Raw genomic sequence first — 20,630 nt, forward strand, 5'->3', positions numbered from 1 at the left:
AATTTTGACAGCAATTAATTTCCCAGCATTCTCTTTCTTTGATACACACATAAGGGTGTACGATGAACTTTAAAGGTCAGCATATTCTTTCGGTTAATCAATTTGACCGAGACTCCATTCAGACGGTTTTTAATGTTGCCGATCAAATGACTCCTTATGCACTAAGGCAAAAACGCACCAAAGTGCTTGATGGCGCCATTTTAGGAAACTTGTTTTTTGAAGCCAGTACTCGTACCCGAGTCAGTTTTGGTACTGCATTTAATTTGTTAGGTGGCGAGGTTAGAGAAACAACCGGCATGTCGAGCTCCGCTTTGGCCAAAGGTGAATCCTTATTTGATACAGCCAGAGTATTGAGCGGTTATTCCGATATTATTGCCATGCGTCATCCCCACTCGGGCTCTGTTAGTGAGTTTGCCGAAGGAAGTCGGGTGCCGGTTATCAATGGTGGAGATGGTCCAAACGAACACCCAACCCAAGCACTTCTCGATTTGTACACGATAAATAAAGAACAACAATCATTGGGTGGGTCAATAGATGGGATCCACATTGCGATGATTGGCGATCTTAAATATGGTCGAACAGTACATTCGCTTTCCAAGTTATTAAGCCTGTTTAAAAATGTGCGCTTTACACTGATTTCACCAAAGGAATTGGCAATGCCCGATAGTGTATTAGACGTTATTGAGGACGCTGGGCACACTGTGATCCAAACAGACCAACTGGAAGGTAGCGTAGACGCCGATATTTGTTATCAGACAAGGATCCAGGAAGAGCGCTTTGAGTCACAAGAAGAAGCGAACAAGTATCGAGGAAAATTTCGACTCAATCAGCTCATTTATACCAAGCATTTTCAATCCAAAACCGTCATTATGCATCCCTTACCTCGTGATTCTCGAGCTGATGCAAACGAATTGGACAACGATTTAAATCTACACCCCAATTTGGCCATATTTAGACAAACAGACAATGGAGTACTAGTAAGAATGGCGTTATTCGCTTTAACGTTGGGCGTTGAAGAACTGGTCTCAAAATACGATCGTGACGTACATTGGTATAGTGCTAAACAATAAAGTGTGACGTCGACAATATTAGGCTCATACCAAACACTTCTAAAAGGTTTAAACTAAAAGAATTTCTATGCAAAAATCTGAACAACTCTTTGCTCAAGCTCAAAAACATATTCCTGGCGGCGTAAATTCTCCAGTCCGCGCGTTTAAAGCAGTGGGAGGTACACCACCATTTATCGTCAAGGCCGATGGTCCATATCTCTATGACGCTGATGGCAAGCAATACATTGATTATGTGCAATCTTGGGGTCCCATGGTACTGGGTCATAACAACCCGTTAATCCGACAGGCAGTGATCGATGCGGCGCAAAACGGCTTAAGTTTTGGTGCGCCGACAGAATCTGAAGTCACCATGGCAGAACTCGTCAACTCATTGGTTCCATCTATGGATATGTTGCGAATGGTTAATTCTGGAACCGAAGCAACCATGAGCGCGATTCGTTTAGCGCGAGGCGTGACAGGTAAAGACAAAATCTTAAAGTTTGAAGGCTGTTATCATGGCCATGCCGACGCCTTGTTAGTGAAAGCGGGTTCTGGAGCATTGACCTTAGGCGTGCCAAGCTCGCCTGGGATCCCAGAGGATTTTGCAAAACATACACTCACCATGGAATTTAACAACCTATCTAGTGTTGAACAGGCGTTTGAACAATTTGGTGATGATATTGCCTGCATTATCGTGGAGCCTGTAGCCGGCAATATGAATTGTATTCCCCCCGTAGATGGCTTTTTGCAAGGGTTAAGAGATATCTGCGACAAATATCAAAGCGTTTTAATCTTTGACGAAGTGATGACTGGATTCAGAGTAGCAAGAGGTGGTGCACAAGAGCATTATCAGGTTAAACCTGATTTGACTTGTCTTGGTAAGGTTATTGGCGGTGGTATGCCAGTTGGAGCGTTTGGCGGAAAAGCAGAGATCATGCAACAAATCGCTCCCAGCGGTCCAATTTACCAAGCTGGTACTTTATCTGGTAATCCCGTGGCCATGGCCGCAGGCATAGCCGCACTTAGTCAAATAAAAGCTCCGGGGTTATACGAACAGCTTTCTGAGACAACAAAAGCCATTGCTGAAGGTATCAAACAGCGGGCTATCGCTTGCGGGATCCCAATGACAGTAAATTATGCCGGCAGTATGTTTGGCATATTCTTTACGGACATCGAGCGGGTGACCAACTATCAACAGGCTATCAATTGCGATACAGAGACCTTTAACCGTTTTTATCATGGTATGTTAACCAATGGTGTTTATATGGCTCCAGCTTCCTATGAAGCAGGGTTCGTATCGGCAGCCCATGACGAAGCCATTGTGAGGAGAACTTTGGATATCGCAGAAAAAGTTTTATCTGAGATCGCCGGTAAATAAAGCATATTTTACCCATTCACATTAAGAAGTGATCAGTCGGAATGCGGATGGGTATGATTAACAAGACAAAAATGCCAGCAGCATAGGAATTTTTAGAATTCATTGTTAAGCTGTTGAAATAACAACATTAGCGAAAAGTAAAAGCGGCTGTAATGTTCGAACAATTGACACAACCCATCTCGCTCATCCTGCTAACGATTATTGTCGTTTTGGCGTTGGCGTTGGTGCGTATGAGTCAGCGATTGAAAAATCATCAACGACAACAGCTCGCTACGCGAGAACAAAGTCAAAGCGCTCTTGCACTTAGCGAGAGCGAAGATCAGGACAAACGCTTTCTCAGCAAGGCCGATGAAGCATTGCGGCTGACACAAACCTTTCAGAAATTTGTGCCGCGGCAATTTGTTGAGCACTTTGCCAAACACGGCTCCAATACGTTGGAGCTTGGTAGAGCAGATGAAGACGATGTGGCGATATTGTTTTGCGACATTCGAGGGTTCACCGGGTTATCTGAAAAAATGACTCCTCAGGAACTTATGAAATTTTTAAACTCGTATTTTCTGAGAATGAACGATCCGATTCACCAAAATAATGGGTTTATCGATAAGTTCATCGGTGACGCCATCATGGCCTTATTCGATCATCCAGATGGTACTGACCAAGACAAAGCCATCGATGCCATTAATGCAGCGATTGATTTGCGCTACGCCCTTAACATTTACAATCAGCACCGGAGCAACAGTGGCTACCCACCCGTTAATATCGGTGTAGGTGTGCACTTTGGACCAGTTATCATTGGAACTGTTGGCTCTGATGACAGAATGGATACGACGGTTATTGGTGACAGCGTAAACATTGCGTATCGCATTGAGTCACTTGCACCAAAACTAGGTGCAGACATTATTGTCAGCGCACAAACGCTTGATACCGTCGGCGATCCGGAAAAATATACCTATAGAATACTCGATTGGGTAAGAGTCAAAGGTCGAAATACCCCTTTAGAAGTTTACGAAATTCTTGATCATCTGCCTGAAGAAGAGCAAGAACTAAAATTAGCAACGGCTGAGCTGATAAACAAAGGTATAAAAATTAGGATAGAAAAAGACTGGGACGCAGCACTAGCGTTATTTCAGCAAGCACTTGTTATTAGTCCAGAGGATCCATTGATAATTCATCATATGGAACAATGTCATAGAGCCAGAGATGCCGATTATTCTCATGACTGGGATGGTGCTTTAACCCTGCAATAAGCATTCTGAAAATCCTTTTAAAAGGTACAAAATCCAATAACCTTCCAAAAAAGTTATACGTTGAGCGGCAATTTACATACCCAAAAGTGTCGCTAATTCGATGCATTCGACAAATCACTGACATATATTGAGGTTAAGTTTTTAACCAGGAAGTAATGTATGGTGCCTTTAGATTTCATCGTCCCTTTGGCCTTGATGCTGTTAGTACTAGTGGTACTTTGGAGGACCCAAGTCAGTGACATTGAGCAGCAGGACCGCAACACCCTTATCAAGTTGCGCAAAACTCGTGGAGCGCCGATGGAAAAGCAAATTGTTTTCCCCGATGTCAGCAAACTCCCGTCAGATCCAACGCCTGCTATAGATGTGACCAAGCTTGTCACTATCACCGATGAATTTAAATCCTTTAGACTTCATCACAAGTTAGATGAACAAAAGCAAATTCAGGCCGTGGAACGGGCGACAAAATTGCGTCGACCTCACCCAATGTTGTTGTCATTAACAAAGAATATCGTCGACCCTAAAGAGCTTTTTAATATTATCAGGACCGACCCAGAGCTCGTTGCTAAGGTCCTTAAAATTGTTAATTCTCCTCTTTTCGCACTACGAAAACCCATCACAACGATCAACCACGCAGTTATTTTTTTGGGCGTAAGCCAAGTAAAAAACATAGCTTTGCAGTTTATCTTGCAGCAAAACGCGCACTTTAGTAGTGAAAAGCAAAAGCTGGCCTATCAAAAAATATGGTCGGCGAGCTTTGTCGCAAGTTCGTTAAGTGTGTTGTTGGCAAAAGAGATGAAAATGCCCGATGTCGCTCAGATGTCGACGCTGTGTTTGCTACAATACCTTGGCGATATAGCCGTATTATCTGCACACCCTGAACTTGCGAAATTCTATTTGGATAGCTCATCTACTTACACTCGTGTAAAGGCCGTTCAGGAAAAAATCGGTACTCATCCTGCGAAATTGGGCGCATTGCTTGCGCAAAAGTGGCAATTACCCGGTGACATATCACAAAATATTAGTGAGAGTTTGCTGCCTATGACCAATCAGTTAGGGGAGCACTTATTAAACATGGACAAGAGCCAAGAAATGATCTTCTGCTATTACGCCTGCCGCTTGGCGGATTTACTCGTTTTTGAAGAAAACAGCGATATGCTCAATTTCGAAGGACTCAAGTTCGAACAAGTTGGCAAACTTGAGTTTTACTATGCACAGGAGCAAATTGAAAAGGTTCGCCTTGAAGCCTTGCATGATGCACTTTGCGCCCGCCAATTTAAACATAAAGCGGCGCAACTGATCGCCCAATTTGCCGCAACACAATGAACGAACGACGCCATTGCTAGGGTGGCCTACGACTCAAGTCTTATTGTGCGCCGACGTTTTTCTAGCCACACTGATCAATATTGTCAGAGAAACCAATTTAAGAACAAGTATTGTGGCGAGATACTGAGGCGCACTATGAACATCAAGATGAACATTCGTTTGGTCGGCATCCTAACCTATTTACTGGCCATGATAGCGCTACAGCAAGTTATTGTTATTCCACTTATTGCCTTGGCGCTGGTTATTGCCGTTTACAAGGCAAAATCAGATGTACTCAAGGCTCATGCAAAGTATATTCTTAGCGTTTTTGCAGCCGTAAGTGTGGTGATGCTAATCGTCAGTCGTGTTTTTGCACCAAGCGAGGCTGTCGTTGCCGCCACTTTCGCGGTTGCCGTTGCCTTTATGATGCTCGCCTACGGCGGACTAAAGGCATCTTTAGTTCGCAAGCCCTTCGCTTAATCTTTATTTCGTTTGATAAAAGTCAGTGATGGGGCAAAAAATGCTGCGCCGGTTTCAGGGACCGTATAATCTAAAAGCTTGTCGTACACTCCGTTTTCATCACCATACATCATACTTTTTAACATCAGTGTAAAAGGTTTAGGGCTTTTCGCAAAAGACAGAAACATCAAGCCTTTTACGGTCATATCACCATAAGGCATGCTTTGCCTTAGTATTTCTATACTGTTGCCATTTTCATCTTTAAGGCTTGAACGTTTAGTGTGTGCAAATGCGGCTTTGTCTTCACTGGCGTACTCCACATTGTCTTCTTTAGTACGCCCAATAATGTCTTCTTGCTGTTTGACTGGAACGCGCTGCCAGCGGTCCATGTTGGTGCGATAACGCTGCATGTGAATATAACTCCCACCAACAAAATCGGGGTCGTCATCACCAACAACAGCCACATCAAATTTATGCATCCCTTTAGGGTTTTCGGTTCCGTCGACAAAACCTATGAGATCACGCCCATCCAAATAGCGGAAGCCCTTAACTTCTTCAAACAATTCCACATGACCTTTGAGTAATTCGCACACTTCGCTGCCAATGGCAAAACACACGTCAGCGCGGTCGGCGCGGATTTGAATAAATATGTCGCATGGCGTTGCCGGAGCGTGTCGGTCATCACACTCCATATCAGGGAAAGGTGCCAATTCCATTGGAATTAGTCCCGGATATAAATCAGACCAATAGCTGCTGCCAATGGCAATAACGCCAGACACCATGGCTTCGTAATGCTCCTCATCATAATGTTCAAAAACATTGAGAATATGTGCGAGTTTGGCGCGGATCACCTGGGCGTCATCGTCAATAACATTAAACATTAAATACTGGGCGTGAAGATTTGGTTCTGCACAAATGCCTTTTTGAACTTGGGCCATGGTTAACCTGTCACCTTTTTATTTTTCAAACATAGCATCTGTTAATATCCAGATGCCTGACCGTCTTTGCGAGTCTCTGAGGCCCCAAAGTATACACCAGTTTTTAAGTCCCGCATGATGGCCTGATATCCACCGTAACTGCCTGAAACATCCCTTAATACATGGCCCATTTGTACCAATTGTCGGCGGGTTTCGTAATCGTATCCACTTTCTAAGCTCACAAAGCCACCATCGATCATGATCTCATCGGTTGGCTCGCTGGAACCAGTATGCAACATTCGTGGCGCGTCGCCGGCTTCTTGAAGGTTCATGCCAAAATCGATGAGATTAACAATTATCTGTGCATGCATTTGCGGCTGTGTACCACCACCCATGACGCCAAAACTCAACCAAGGTTTTCCACTGCGGGTAACAAAAGCCGGAATGATAGTATGAAATGGCCGTTTTTCCGGCGCATACACGTTAAAATGGCCTTCTTGTAGCGAAAACATCTCTCCACGGTCTTGCAAAATAAACCCTAACCCCGTGGGCGTCATGCCTGACCCCATTCCGCGATAATTGGACTGGATTAGAGACACCATATTCCCTTCTTTGTCGGCGGTTGTCAGATAAATGGTGTCGCCTTCATTAATACCCGCATCATAACGCTTAGCGGCTTTTTTCATGTCAATGAGCTTGGCCCGTTGCTGTGCGTACTCTTTTGAGATCAACCAGTCTACTGGGATCTCATTAAATTCAGGATCAGCATAATATTTAGCACGATCCTCAAAGGCTAGCTTTTTGGCTTCAACAAAGGTATGGATATATTCTGGAGAACCAAACCCCATCCCTTCGATATCATACTGCTCAAGAATGTTCAGGATCTGCAGTGCAGCAATACCCTGACCATTGGGAGGTAACTCCCAGACGTCGTACCCACGGTAGTTACTCGATACCGGTTCTACCCAGGTTGAGGTATGCTCTGCCAAGTCCTCATAGCTAAGGAAACCACCCTGCTCCTTCATGTATGCGGCGATTGTCCTTGCTATGTCACCTTTGTAAAAGGCATCTCGCCCACCTGTTGCGATTTTTTCTAGCGTCGCCGCCAGATTCTGATTAACAAAAATCTCGCCTTTTTTGGGTGTTGCGCCATTGGGCATATAGGTTTCTTTAAACCCATCAAATTTGCTCAAAATTGGCACACTACGATTCATATACCATGCGATTAGTTCTGAAACAGGAAAGCCTTTTTTCGCGTAGTCGATGGTAGGTGCAAGGATGTTAGTCATTGGAATTGAGCCGAACCTGTTGTGCAATTCAAACCAACCATCAACAGCGCCTGGCACTGAAACCGGGAGTGGGCCATGAGAAGGGATCTTGCTCATGCCCTGCTCTTTAAAATACGCTAAGGTTAACGATTTGGGAGAGCGGCCTGACGCATTCAATCCGTATAGCCGCTGGGTTTTGGCGTCCCAGACTATGGCAAATAAATCGCCACCGATTCCATTTCCTGTTGGCTCAACCAACCCTAGCATGGCATTGGCGGCTATTGCTGCATCAATGGCGTTGCCACCTTGTTTAAGAATATCCAGCCCCACTTGCGTTGCCAAAGGTTGACTAGTTGCCACCATACCGTTGGTGGCGATAACTTCTGAGCGCGATGCAAAGGGCTCGCCCGTTATACGGTCATAAGCATGACTACCAGAGCTAAATACAATTACAAGAAGACTTAAGTAAATTAAGCGCATGATTCTTTTCACCTTTTATGCAGATGGTTAAAGGATACGCTTTGCCAGAAGTGCTTTAAAGGAAAATCATTCACTCAATGGACGCTTTGTTGATTTGCCAAGAGTAATAGCAATCCACATACAGAACTGATCCAATAGAATGCGTCCCACGGTTAGGTATAAGGAAAGGCTTTGTGTTTCAGTGAGCCGCCACTCTATAATGATATTACGCTTTTTTGAACGAGAAGAGTCAGTACGTCACTCATGTCCAATGATATTCAAATCGGTATCCCCTGCGTTTACGAGGACTTATGTTTCTGGTTAGGTGTAGGGTTTGGTGTGCTGGTAATCGTTGCCATCGCAACGTTAGTTTGGTCTGTATGGCAAGACAAACGCAAGCAGGAAAAGCAGAGACAGATACGCAAAGAGAAAATACGCGCTAAGAGACGAGGCAAATTCCGGTAAACTTATTCGTCTATTATGAAGGTATAACGACCATTAGGGGTTTTACGGAACTTACCACTTGATAAATCTCCATCATCAATAATGAAGTCAAATTGAATAATTTCTTCCTCAGTCGCTGTGGGCCCGTCAATAGAGATACCCGCATAGGGATAGCCATTGGGTCCTTCCCAATTCCAATTCCCACCCAATACGGTTTCTTGTGTCCAATCGGCTTGGTTGATGGCTAAACCTACTGCATCAGGTGGCAATACCAAATGGCTGTCGTTTGGATATCTGCCATGAACTTGTTTCCAAAGTTCAAATCCCCGGGAAAACCGTCCCAGTTTTGCAGCCGTTTCCGTCAACTCTGAGCGCAAAATATAGTTCCGATAAGACGCCATGGCAACAGCAGCGAGCACGCCAATTATGGCGACAACAATCAGCAACTCAATTAAAGTAAACCCTTTTTGAGTATGCTGAAATTGACGGTTTAGATATCTTAGCTGTCGATTTCTTTGCAATTTTACACTCACATGCTCAGTGCTAGATTCTTTTGAATCAAGCAATCATAGTAGCCTGTCGCAAATTTAGCACATACTGGATGTGGCTAATATTATCAGCGTCTATACCCGAGTATTAAGGGTGTAAACTTTTATCAATTGCGGCGAGCAAATCTTCTATACGTTCACAGCCCACGCTCAATCTTACTAAGCCTTCAGGCACATCATCTGTTCCCCAGCGTGCACGACGTTCTGCCATGGTATGCACACCTCCAAAACTCGTTGCCTCAAAAATCAGTGCGCAAGACTGTAAAAATTGATCGGCCTGCGCCGGCGAGCCCAAGTCAAACGAAACAATAAATCCAAAATGATCCATCTGAGTTTTGGCAACATCGTATGAAGGATCAGTAGGTAATCCCGGATACCTCACCCATTTAACACTGGGGTGATTATGCAAAAACTCAGCTATCTGTTGGGCATTGCTGACCATTCTTTCCAAACGCACATCTAAGGTTGCCAATCCTCGATGCACCAACCAGCTTTCCATCGGGCCAGGAATATTTCCTGCCAGTTTTCGCCATAAGCGAACCCGCTCTAACAACACCGGGTCTTTGGCAGATACATGCCCATAAACAATGTCGCTATGCCCATTGAGCGCTTTAGTATCAGCTGACATGGAAAGATCAGCCCCCAACTCCAACGGTCGCTGCCCCATCACGGTCAGCGTTGTATTGTCGACTGCCAATAAACCGCCTGACGACTGTACTCGTTTGGCCAGTGCTTTTATGTCTACAACATCTAGCAATGGGTTGCTTGGCGACTCGATGAGCACCAAACGCACATCTGAGTAATCATATTTTAGTAATTCTGGGGTTGAAACCAAATTCACTTTCACACCGTTGGGAACGAGAAACTCCTCTGCGTAGGCCCTTGTCGCAAAATAGCCATCAGCAGGTAATACGATGATTTCTCCACATACAACCAAGCTACTCATAATCGCTGCAGCAGCCGCCATTCCTGACGGAAAGACCACTGTTTCACCGCCTTCAAGTTCACTTAACCCCGACTCTAATGCCTCCCAGGTGGGATTAGAAAAGCGACCATATTGAAAGTCTGCGTTGTCGGTATGACCAGATAAATGAAATGTACTGGCAAAGGTTGGACCTTCATTAAATGGACGACCTTGCTTTGCCTGTGGCAGTCCTGCATGCACAACACGGGTGCCTCGATGTGTTTTTTGGCTCATAAATCACTGTGATGAGATTTGGAATGTGCTGTCTATGTTAACCTGAACTGCACGCAACGTCATTTAATGGATATGGGTATGCAGCGCTGCCAATGAGGATTTTACTGCCATTTTACGGCGACGGCTAACGGGTACGCATTTACCTGACTTGAGCCGACTAAATGCCTGCCCGTCACTGTGGCTTTCAAAACACTCTACCGCCATCAGGTTGACCAGGTAGGAGCGATGTACACGGCAAAATTCATCAGGAAGTTTAGCTGCCAAGCTGCTTAGAGATTGTTTAAGCATCAGACGTTCGTTCGCACAATGGACAAAAACATAATTGTCATAGGCTTCAATGTATTCAATATCTTGACGGTCAACAACGCGTACCTGGTTGCCTTGCTCAAAGGTATAGGACTGCTCGCTTTCAGGTAACTTGAGATTTTTTTTATGCTGTTCAAGCAAGCTCAAGGACACCACGCAGGCTAGATAGGCCACCATTTCAACGGGCAACCAAAAAGCGACTTTTTTGGCAAAGGCCGACACGAAATTAAAGTCAAATGAGAACAGAAGGCCGAGCATAAAGGTATCAAACAAAATATGCAGCAAACTAATCAGGGCGGCGACGCTGCAGTGAATCAACAACCATTTAGGATGCTTTTCACTAAACAACGGAATGCGTAGACGCATCCAATTTGCAAACACGGCGATCACTAGCCAACTGCAATAACTAATGCCGACATTCAAAAAATACTGAAGCTGACTAATTTGCAGTTGCCGATCTGGACTGATACGCAGCCAGCTAGTGCTAGCGCTGGCAAACGCAATGATGCACAGCACCAACAACGCTAACGACAACCAACGCCAAGAAATGAGTGGCTGATTTTGCTGACTCGTATGCATCAAGCTTGTTGTCATTTATTTAGCCGTGCCTTAGTTTGCTAGTAACCATGTTCCAAAATTACCTTTGGTTTGCATTTTGATTGCATAGGGTTGATCGACACTCACCCAGATGATTTTCTCTCGGATCCCATGTGATTCAACTTTCCAGGTATCATAAGTTTGACCATTCACTTCGACCTCTTCGCGACCAAGTACCTTAATATTCGACCACAACATTTGTGAGCCGTTGTTTAGGTCAAATACTGGAATAGATGCCTCGAACCCTTCAGCCAATGGTAAGGCTTTGATTGCATAATTAATTACTGCTGGCTCAAAGGCACCATGAGGATAAGTTTTATTATATTTCACTGGGTTGAAATCTGAATCTGGTGCCGGAGTCAAATCACCGTGAAACAATCCATCCTCATACTTAACTTGTATCAGATACTTGGGTAATTCAAGTCTGCGCTCGACGAATGCCATGGTTTTCGGGTCGAGGTAAATCGTATCCGGTATGCTATCGGCTTGAGGGTTAAAATAAATCTGCAACTTGAGTAACGCTTTACCGTCTTTGTTCACCGGCTCCATTACATAACGCATTGTGCCGCCGGTTTTTTCGTACCTGATATCATGTGCCCAATTTTGAGTGTTCTCGGTTTCAATTTGTGCAGGCAGCATTTTTGGGTAGATGGGTTTTGCTGGCTCAGTATTACCACATGCACTGCAAGACATAATGGCCAGCGTCAGCCCAATTGTTTTTAGATATTTCATTGTTTCGCCTTATGGATGTTGTTTGCAAAGACAATGGCTCCTCTGCGAGCAACGAAAAAGGCTTTGTCCGTCAACGGCAGCTAAGTGTGGGTAAACGGTAAGTATCGATACCAAGGAGGTAGAGGCTAATATTTTCAAGCAAAAGAAAAGCGCCTACTTGAGGCGCTTCTAGTGAGTCTTTTAGTCAGGTTAGATGGGCATTGTTATTATTGTATTCCTATCAACTAGGGCCCACCGTCTCCCTGAAAATCGGTGAATTAAGAACGACCACCTGTGAAATCTGGGTAAGCTTCCAAACCACACTCGCTCATATCTACACCTTCGAACTCTTCTTCTTCGCTTACACGGATACCCATAATGGCTTTCAGTGCTAACCAAACCACTAGGCTTGTGACAAATACCCATACGAAGATAGTCAGTGCGCCAATTAACTGGCCAGAGAACGATGAACCGCCATCAGCAGTCAATGGATTTGTAACAGGCACAAGAAGAAGACCTAGCAGACCAACTGTACCGTGCACAGAGATAGCACCCACTGGATCATCAATCTTCAGCTTGTCTAGGGCAACGATGCTACCCACAACTAACAATCCACCGAGAGCACCAAATAGTGTTGCTTGCAAAGGTGTAGGAGTAGAAGGTTCTGCAGTGATAGCAACCAAGCCTGCCAACGCGCCATTCAGCGCCATGGTTAGGTCAGCCTTTCCGAACAAAATGCGCGCTAGGATTAAGGCAGCAACTAAACCACCCGCAGCGGCAGCATTAGTATTCATGAATACTACGGCTACACTGTTAGCACTTTCTACACTGGCAGTGGCCAAAACAGAACCACCATTGAAGCCAAACCATCCCATCCAAAGAATGAACGTACCTAAGGTTGCAAGTGGAAGGTTCGCACCAGGGATGGCGTTAACTTTGCCATCAGCACTGTATTTACCCTTACGAGAACCCAGCACTAATACACCGGCTAATGCTGCAGCAGCACCGGCCATATGTACGATACCAGAGCCAGCAAAGTCAGAGAAACCTAGGTCGCCTAGCGTGTACATACCAAATACTGCTTCGCCACCCCACGTCCAAGCGCCTTCCATAGGATAGATGAAACCTGTCAAGACAACGGCAAAGGCCAGGAATGCCCATAGTTTCATACGCTCAGCAACCGCACCTGAAACGATAGACATTGCCGTAGCAACGAAAACTACCTGGAAGAAGAAGTCAGCTGAAGGCGCATAGGTAGCAGGCTCTGCTTCACCTGTAGCACCGTCACCAGTGATCCCACTTAGGAACCAAGTGAAATCGTCTCCGCCATACATAATTGAATAACCGCAAACCATATACATGATACAAGCGATTGAATATAGGGCGACGTTTTTGGTCAGAATTTCTGTGGTGTTTTTTGCACGCACCAAACCCGCTTCGAGCATGGTGAAACCGGCAGCCATCCACATGACTAACGCGCCGCATATTAGAAAATAAAAGGTATCTAGTGCATACCCAAGTTCAAATGTGATTTCCATGATTATCTCCTGTACTACTTAGATGGCTTCGCCGTCAGTTTCACCTGTACGGATACGCACGGCATGCTCTAAGTCATACACAAATACTTTTCCGTCACCAATTTTGCCGGTTTTCGCTGCGCCAACAATGGCTTCAACTAAACGCTCGACATGATCGTCTTGAACCGCTACTTCAAGTTTCACTTTAGGTAAGAAATCCACTTGATACTCTGCACCGCGGTAGAGTTCTGTGTGACCTTTCTGACGGCCAAATCCTTTAACTTCGGTAACGGTTAGCCCGTCAATACCGATCTCGGAGATGGCTTCGCGAACGTCGTCAAGCTTAAAAGGCTTAACTATCGCTGTTACTAATTTCATTATGTTGCTCCCGGTGTTTGCTTTTTATTAAAATGCTAACCGAATAGAACAAGTCTCGTGCCATAAATATATATTCATATATTTCAATGAGTTACTGATTACTAGCGTTGTAAAACGACTCAAATTCGCACACTAATGGTGCGATTGCAGCTTTTTGCACCAAAATGATCCTATAAGGTTCAAAAAGACGAATGAATTGATAAAAATAAGCCATGGAACTTCTACTAATAAAAATCACTCTACTCACAGTCGTCTGCAGGGAATGAGTCCGTTTATTCGTGGAATTTGAAAGGCATAGGATCGAACAACAAGAGGTTAAAAAATCCTCATTACTCCCCATTATTGGCGCGTCGCTACTCGTCCATATAGCACTTGGCGCCTGGATATTTTATAGCCATACTGGACATAAAGCGCCACCCGTAAACGCAGAAACAAAACCCATTGAAGCGAAACTCGTTTTTGTTGATCTTGCGAAATTTCAACCTCCAACCAATAACAGTACGGAAGAGATTGACGAGCAACCTACGAATAAACTCCAAGAGGTCGTTGAGCCTTTGGCAGAAGTTGAAATCGATGAGCCTGCAGATCAAATACCAACAGAAGTTATTGAAAACGAGCCGGTTAAAACGATTGTTGAAGATCGCAGAGACAACTTGCCCGTGTTGGATATGCCCGAAGATATTGATCATGCTAAAAATCAAACTGATGACTTAATTTTTTCTGGTCAGGCTGGAAGCGGTATAAGTCGCGATTTGGCACGTCAACATTTGCAAAATTATCATTCACAAGCCGTTGAACAGCTGTCTTCGCAGCAAGCCAAACGCTATCAGCAAACAAAAACTTCACCGGATTTACAGCTCCCAGAATTTGACCCTTTTACCACTGAAGATGAAAAATATCGCAAAGAATTGAGTGTCAGAGTCGATTGCAGTTCGACCTTGAATAAATCGTTGTCAGTATTATCCGGGATTACTGGAGGTGGGCTTAAATGTAGCGATGGTGCAGATCTAACGCCCTTTTTAAAAAAACATCTGAACAAAGGCATCGAATCACCTGACGAATCAAATTGAAGGGCAAGACAACTCAACTAACCAAACAACCGCTCCCATAAGCTCTTTTTACGCTCCTGAATTTTCGGATTTTTCACATCACATTTATCAGGTCGTTTGGGCAGTGTTTCCAGAATTGCCGGTAAGCTCATGCTCGATTGACACCCGGCTTTTGTAGCGCGCCCTGATTTGGGATTGAAGTGTGCGATCCCCAATCCTGCAGGAAACCGCCTGACCAGAGACTTAGGCTCTTGTCGATCCTGATACCCCAGATACAATCTCAGTGCACCGTTTGCACCAGTCAATCCAGTGGGCGAATTATCGTCCTTACCAATCCATGTGGTGACCAGTATGTTTTTATCGAATCCGCTAAACCAGCTATCTCGGTAATCGTCAGTGGTTCCGGTTTTCCCTGCCATGTTAATAGACGGAAAACGACGACGAACCTGCTTTGCCGTGCCTTCTAAGGTGACTTTATGCAGTGCGTAATTCATTAAATAAACAACTTTTTCATCAAACTGTTGGATGGCGGGCTGCTCAAATGTCCACATTACTTGATCGTCGGCGGACAAAATCGCATTTACCGTATGCAGTGGGAGCTGCGCACCATTGTTAGCAATAGTCTGGTACATCTGATTGACCTGAAAGGGAGACAAATCAAGGGCCCCTAGCGTCAATGCTGGAAACCGAGTAATGGCTTCATCAACACCCAGTCGTTCAAGTGTCATTGCAATATTATCAATACCTAGTTCCAGGCCTAAACTGACCGTAGGCACATTTAAAGATTGAGTTAACGCGGTAAATAACGGCACTTGCCCGCGAAATTGTTTGTCAGCATTTTGTGGTTTCCAAGGCTTGCCACCATCGTCAGGCAACTCTATGGGTTCATCAAACAAAGGCGTCGCAAGGTGGTATTCTTCCGGACGTTCTAAGGCAGTCAAATACACTGCCGGTTTGACCAACGAGCCTATCGAGCGTCTGGCATCCAGCGCACGATTGAAACCTTTGAAACGGGTTTTTCTGTCCCCAACAATGGCACGTACCTCACCACTGTCAATATCAGTGATCACCATGGCACCTTGAAGATCAGAGAGGTTACGATCTGATTCAATCTCGTCAACACCTGAGGTTAAGGCTATTTCGGCTTTTCGCTGTGCATTGGAATCGAGTGAAGTAAACACTTTCACCCCGGATTGGCGAATGTCTGGATTGGCCAGAATAGTGCGGATTTCGCGTTGTACCTGATCCATAAATGCAGGGTGTTTTCCCTTCACCAAGGTTGCACCTGTGGCGACATTCACCGGTTCATCCAATAAACGTTCAAAAGTGGATTTACTGATTTTCCCGTCTTCAAACATGAGTCGCAGCACGAGATTACGTCGCTCAATAACCCGCTCTGGATGCCGCCTTGGATTGTAATATGATGGTCCTTTTATCATACCAACCAAGGTAGTCATTTCCGTCAGATTCAATTCATTCAAAGGGCGATCAAAGTAGAAAAAACTGGCCAAACCAAAGCCGTGCACCCCAGAATCGCCGTTTTGGCCGAGAAAAACTTCGTTCAAATAGGCTTCTAGAATTTGGTCTTTGCTGTAGCGAGCGTCGATCAAAATCGACATCAAAGCTTCTTTAGCCTTGCGGGAAATTGACTTTTCATTGGTCAAATACATATTTTTGACCAACTGCTGAGTCAAGGTACTGCCTCCTTGCACCGCGCGACCTGCTGAGATATTGGCTATCAGCGCACGTAATATCGACAGCGGCGCGATACCATGATGTTGATAAAAATCTCGGTCTTCAACGAGCACCAAAGCATCCAACAGTTCTGGTGGCACCTGGCCCAAAGACACCAACATACGGTCTTCTTTGCCTTCGCTCAACAGTCGAGTGACGAGCCAAGGCTCTAGGCGAAAGCTAGAAATATCCATTTGGCTGTTGAGGTTTGTAATACTATGTACTCGGCCAGCTTTAAGCGTCATGGCCAACGCCGTTTCCCCTTGAAAGCCATCGGGGAAATGGAATGCTCGACGATACACCACAAATCGCTGATTGCGATATTCGTATTCACCGGTGGTTTGGGCTCGACTCACCCGGCGATATCCAAGCAGTTCTAGTTCTTCGATAACTTCTTTAGCGGTGATCTCTTCTTTGAGCGAGAGCACTAATGGCCGAGCATAAATTTGCGCAGGGACTTGCCACTTATTACCGGAAAATTGCTGAGCGATGACCGCATCGAGATAAAACATGTAGGCGCCGAAGCCGACGATCGCCAGCAGTAGCAGCTTCCAAATATATCGACGAAACCAAGGTAGAGGATTGAGTTTTTGCGCAACAGACATGAATTTTTATTGTAATGCTTTTTTAAAATTTTCCGCGGCAGTGTAACAGCGCAAAGCGCTGCTCACAATTGGCGTGAACTGGAAACACTTGTTAATTAACCCCAATCCCGGATAAGCAACGCCTGTAAGCACCGCTATTTATCCCCCTATCTTCGTTGTTCATTATGCGTTTAGAGCGACTAGACAATATAATTCTCGCCTTGATAAGGGAATAAATCACGGCACTTACCTATAAAAAACCAATATCAAAATGACGATAACTTCTATGTCATTGATAAAGCTTTAAAAACTAAGCTATTCCGACATTTCTTATCCAGAATTGGGATTAATTAACCCCAATCTTACATATGTTTTTTAGTTTTAGAGGTGGCCTTAGCGTTGGCCGGGTCATCAGGCCAAAAGTGTTTTGGATAGCGACCTTTCATTTCTTTTTGCACATCTTTGTAAGAGCCTTGCCAAAAACCAGCAAGATCTGCGGTCTTTTGCAAAGGCCTTCCTGCGGGCGAAAGAAGGGACAACACCACAGCAATGCTGCCATTGGCAATGCGAGGAGATTGTTGCCAGCCATACACCTGTTGCATTTTCACCTGCAACTCGACTGTGCCATCATCGAGATACGTAAGCTTACAATCTTGTCCAGACGCCACCTTTAAATGCGTTGGCAATTCTTGCTGCAACACTTTTTGCTGGTTCCAATCCAACCTGTCGAGCAATATTTGTTGCCAATTCAGCGCCCGCAGTAATTTTTCACTGGTGACATCATCAAGATAAGGTATCAACCAATCGTCTAGGGTGTCTAGCAGCGTCTGTTCTGTAAAGTCAGGCCAATCCCCCGCCAACACCCTATGGGCTAATTTCAACCTGCCCAGTAACTGCACAATAGATTCATTCCACTGTAGACAGTTGAGGCCAGATTTGCGCACAAATCCCAGCACTGCTGCCATGCTGAGTGCGGGATCTATTTCACTAATTTGTCTTTCTTCAATAACAATTTCACCCAGTTTGGTGAGCTCTCTGGCCACGACACGTTTATGTTGAGTCGACCAAAGACAATGCTGCTCACATTGGAAAAACGCAGAAAATTGCTCATCAATAAATGTTCTATCTACTGGTAGCGCTAAGTTTATAATCGCATCCCCATGCTGATTAAAATTAAGCCTGCCAATAAGTAGCCAAGTTGGAGAACCGAGTTGATGAAAAGGCACTGGAGAATAAAAATCTGCGCCGCCGCCACTGAATAACTGGTAGCCACCGGACGCTCTAAGCTTGCCAAGAAACTCTGGGAAACACCAAGCTAAAAGCGAAGGTAGATGTGACATTGAACGGTTAATTTGCTCAGCTTTGAGGGTGATTGACAATCGTTTCGCCCAACGTTTTGCCTCAAACCACAACGGGTGTTTAGGTTGACTTAAAACCACATTTAAATGCACTTCGACACTCGGCTCTTCGCGCAACTCGGCAATGGGACGCCCTTCCAAAACGGCAACCAACAAGCAGGCAAGCTGACTGGCGCTATCTCCAAGTAGTTCACTTTTAGCTAAAACCTTGGCAAACCTTGGATGACAGCCAAATTGGTTGCATTGATGCCCCAGAGCGGTAACTTTCCCGGCGGCATCAATGATCCCAAGCCAGTGCAGCAAGTTTTTTGCATGGCTAATTTGAGCCTCGCTAGGTTGTTCTGGTAGCTGTAATTCATGAAACTCGCTACCCCAAATTAATGACTCGAGATAAAACTGGCTCAGATCAGATTCATGGATTTGCGCGGGCCGTTGTTCGATTAATCGTTGTTGCGTTTCGTTTGACCAGAGGCGATAACAATGACCAGCACTGAGTCGTCCGGCTCGTCCCGCACGCTGTGTTGCCGAGGCTTTGGAAATTTGCGTCATCGATAGCTGCGAGATCCCTTTCGTTAAATTGAAACTCGACACATTCTCTTTGCCCGAGTCGATAACAATGGTGATCCCATCGATCGTTAAGCTAGTCTCGGCAATATTGGTGGCCAATACAATTTTCCGCTGTCCTTGCACAGAAGGCAGCACTGCTTGCTGTTGCTGTTTTTTGTCCAACATGCCATAGAGTGGGAACACCTTGATGTCGGCACTAAAAGTTTGGTTGCATTGCGCCGCGACTAGCTGAATTTGTCTGGCTCCAGGTAAAAACACCAGCATATCGCCATTGTGTTGCTCCAAGGCTTCTTGAATAACCTGAAAAACATGTGTTTCGAGTTTTTGACGATTCAGTGCAGGGCGATACAATAGATCAACAGGAAAACTTCTCCCTTCACTGTGAACCTGTTTGGCGTCTGGTAGGGTTTTGCTGAGCAACTGCGGATCCAACGTTGCCGACATGACCAACACGCGAAGATCTTCGCGTAACCCAGCTTGTGCATCCAAACACAATGCCAAAGCAAAATCCGCATGCAAGTTTCTTTCATGGAACTCATCAAAAATCACTAAGCCAACTCCGTTTAGCTCAGGGTCGTTCTGTAAGGTCCGCGTTAACAACCCCTCGGTGACAATTTCAAGCCGTGTATTAGCGCTTACACGACGCTCTCCTCGCATTCGATAGCCTATAGTTTGTCCGACATCCTCGTTGATTTGCTCAGCAAGGTACTGTGCAATGGATCTGACCGCGATTTGACGTGGTTGCAGCATGATAATTTTTTTGTCTGAAAAGCAAGGCAACTGCAACAGTTTTAAAGGCAAAAACGTCGATTTCCCTGCACCAGGCGGTGCACTGAGGATCACATCATGCTCGATGATCTGTTTTGCCAATTCAGGCCAACATGTTTCTACGGGTAACAACAGGTAAACTCAAAATGTTTTATAATCGGGCTAGTTTAACGCGAAGAGAAAATGATGCGCTATTTTTTAGGATTTGATTTGTCCGCGAAAGATAAATTGGCTATTGAACATTGGCGTTCGATTTCGTTGCCCCATTTTGAACGCAGTATTCCGGCAAAAAACTTTCATGTAACCAGTGTATTTCTTGGTCAGGTGACGACGACTCAATTGGATTTATTGACCCAGTCTATTGAGCACTGCCACGAAAACTTCAAGCCCTTTGAATTGCATCTTGACCAATACGGTTATTGGTCAAAACCTAAGATTTTATGGCTGGGTTGCTCTGGAAATATTCAAGCAGCAACTCAGATTCATGGGCGTTTAAAAGAATTATCTCAACAGGCTGGAATTGTGGTCTCCACTAAGCCCTACGTACCCCATGTTTCCATTGTTAGAAAAGCTCCGAACGACCCACCATCCTCATTAATTGCAGCGGATTTTAAAGTTAACTTCGATCAACTGCACTTGTTTGAGTCCGTCTCTGGTAAATCAGGAGTGCAATACCCAATACGTCAAAGTTGGCGACTAAACCCGTTTGCACGCCCTCAGCCGGGCAAGCGGTGATGAGTTATGCAAATAAGTGCTTTACCCTCAGTGCCTTGGATCGCACAATACGCGACA

At 45.0% G+C, this 20,630-nt stretch carries 18 protein-coding genes; 8 read left to right on the forward strand and 10 right to left on the reverse strand.

Features of this window, described 5'->3' with window-relative positions; genetic code table 11:
- The first annotated feature begins 62 nt into the window (after positions 1 to 62).
- From FM019_RS11185 to FM019_RS11205, 5 genes are all read left to right on the forward strand, one after another.
- Positions 63 to 1,070, forward strand: coding sequence for an aspartate carbamoyltransferase (locus tag FM019_RS11185; protein WP_143836021.1), 1,008 nt, complete (start codon positions 63 to 65; stop codon positions 1,068 to 1,070).
- Between the two features lie 67 nt (positions 1,071 to 1,137).
- Positions 1,138 to 2,427, forward strand: coding sequence for a glutamate-1-semialdehyde 2,1-aminomutase (gene hemL, locus FM019_RS11190; RefSeq protein WP_143836022.1), 1,290 nt, complete (start codon positions 1,138 to 1,140; stop codon positions 2,425 to 2,427).
- 152 nt (positions 2,428 to 2,579) lie between these two features.
- Positions 2,580 to 3,674, forward strand: a complete 1,095-nt coding sequence (locus FM019_RS11195) for an adenylate/guanylate cyclase domain-containing protein (protein ID WP_143836023.1) — start codon at positions 2,580 to 2,582, stop codon at positions 3,672 to 3,674.
- A gap of 159 nt (positions 3,675 to 3,833) precedes the next feature.
- The gene (locus tag FM019_RS11200) at positions 3,834 to 4,997 is read left to right on the forward strand and encodes an HDOD domain-containing protein (protein ID WP_143836024.1); all 1,164 of its coding nucleotides are present in this window, start codon (positions 3,834 to 3,836) and stop codon (positions 4,995 to 4,997) included.
- 135 nt (positions 4,998 to 5,132) lie between these two features.
- Positions 5,133 to 5,456, forward strand: a complete 324-nt coding sequence (locus FM019_RS11205) for a hypothetical protein (protein ID WP_143836025.1) — start codon at positions 5,133 to 5,135, stop codon at positions 5,454 to 5,456.
- Here FM019_RS11205 and FM019_RS11210 read toward each other — a convergent pair.
- Positions 5,453 to 6,373, reverse strand: coding sequence for a Dyp-type peroxidase (locus FM019_RS11210; RefSeq protein WP_143836026.1), 921 nt, complete (start codon positions 6,371 to 6,373; stop codon positions 5,453 to 5,455). The genes FM019_RS11205 and FM019_RS11210 overlap by 4 nt on opposite strands.
- A 41-nt stretch (positions 6,374 to 6,414) precedes the next feature.
- Positions 6,415 to 8,100, reverse strand: a complete 1,686-nt coding sequence (ggt, locus tag FM019_RS11215; protein WP_185969259.1) for a gamma-glutamyltransferase — start codon at positions 8,098 to 8,100, stop codon at positions 6,415 to 6,417.
- Between the two features lie 243 nt (positions 8,101 to 8,343).
- On the opposite strand from ggt, the gene FM019_RS11220 reads away from it, so the two are divergent.
- Entirely contained in the window at positions 8,344 to 8,544 is a 201-nt protein-coding gene (locus FM019_RS11220) for a hypothetical protein (protein ID WP_143836028.1), read from the forward strand.
- 2 nt (positions 8,545 to 8,546) lie between these two features.
- On the opposite strand, the gene FM019_RS21085 is transcribed toward FM019_RS11220, so the two are convergent.
- The 6 genes from FM019_RS21085 to glnK form a co-directional block, all read right to left on the reverse strand.
- Positions 8,547 to 9,089 (reverse strand): type IV pilin protein, encoded by a 543-nt coding sequence (locus tag FM019_RS21085; protein ID WP_409553372.1) that lies wholly within the window; start codon positions 9,087 to 9,089, stop codon positions 8,547 to 8,549.
- Positions 9,090 to 9,159: 70 nt separating this feature from the next.
- Complete coding sequence (locus FM019_RS11230; RefSeq protein ID WP_143836029.1) at positions 9,160 to 10,269, reverse strand: cystathionine gamma-lyase; 1,110 nt, start codon at positions 10,267 to 10,269, stop codon at positions 9,160 to 9,162.
- Between the two features lie 63 nt (positions 10,270 to 10,332).
- Positions 10,333 to 11,169: a LytR/AlgR family response regulator transcription factor gene (locus tag FM019_RS11235; RefSeq protein WP_143836030.1), complete on the reverse strand. Its 837-nt coding sequence runs from the start codon at positions 11,167 to 11,169 to the stop codon at positions 10,333 to 10,335.
- 15 nt (positions 11,170 to 11,184) lie between these two features.
- The gene (locus FM019_RS11240) at positions 11,185 to 11,904 is read right to left on the reverse strand and encodes a DUF3108 domain-containing protein (protein WP_143836031.1); all 720 of its coding nucleotides are present in this window, start codon (positions 11,902 to 11,904) and stop codon (positions 11,185 to 11,187) included.
- Positions 11,905 to 12,161: 257 nt separating this feature from the next.
- A complete protein-coding gene (locus FM019_RS11245) occupies positions 12,162 to 13,421 on the reverse strand; it encodes an ammonium transporter (RefSeq protein ID WP_143836032.1) in 1,260 nt (419 codons plus the stop codon).
- A gap of 18 nt (positions 13,422 to 13,439) precedes the next feature.
- Complete coding sequence (gene glnK / locus FM019_RS11250) at positions 13,440 to 13,778, reverse strand: P-II family nitrogen regulator (RefSeq protein WP_143836033.1); 339 nt, start codon at positions 13,776 to 13,778, stop codon at positions 13,440 to 13,442.
- Positions 13,779 to 14,056: 278 nt separating this feature from the next.
- On the opposite strand from glnK, the gene FM019_RS11255 reads away from it, so the two are divergent.
- On the forward strand, positions 14,057 to 14,848 hold the full coding sequence (locus FM019_RS11255) for a hypothetical protein (protein WP_143836034.1): 792 nt from the start codon (positions 14,057 to 14,059) through the stop codon (positions 14,846 to 14,848).
- Between the two features lie 17 nt (positions 14,849 to 14,865).
- Here FM019_RS11255 and mrcB read toward each other — a convergent pair whose 3' ends face one another.
- Together mrcB and hrpB are read right to left on the reverse strand one after the other, a co-directional pair.
- Positions 14,866 to 17,166, reverse strand: a complete 2,301-nt coding sequence (gene mrcB, locus FM019_RS11260; RefSeq protein ID WP_143836035.1) for a penicillin-binding protein 1B — start codon at positions 17,164 to 17,166, stop codon at positions 14,866 to 14,868.
- Positions 17,167 to 17,507: 341 nt separating this feature from the next.
- Positions 17,508 to 19,970, reverse strand: a complete 2,463-nt coding sequence (gene hrpB / locus FM019_RS11265; RefSeq protein WP_260681604.1) for an ATP-dependent helicase HrpB — start codon at positions 19,968 to 19,970, stop codon at positions 17,508 to 17,510.
- Positions 19,971 to 20,024: 54 nt separating this feature from the next.
- Between hrpB and thpR the strand changes: the two genes are divergently transcribed.
- Positions 20,025 to 20,573, forward strand: a complete 549-nt coding sequence (gene thpR, locus FM019_RS11270) for an RNA 2',3'-cyclic phosphodiesterase (RefSeq protein ID WP_185969261.1) — start codon at positions 20,025 to 20,027, stop codon at positions 20,571 to 20,573.
- Positions 20,574 to 20,630 lie beyond the last annotated feature (57 nt).

This window comes from Aliiglaciecola sp. M165 (assembly GCF_007197995.1).
In the GTDB taxonomy this organism is placed as follows: Bacteria; Pseudomonadota; Gammaproteobacteria; order Enterobacterales; family Alteromonadaceae; genus Aliiglaciecola.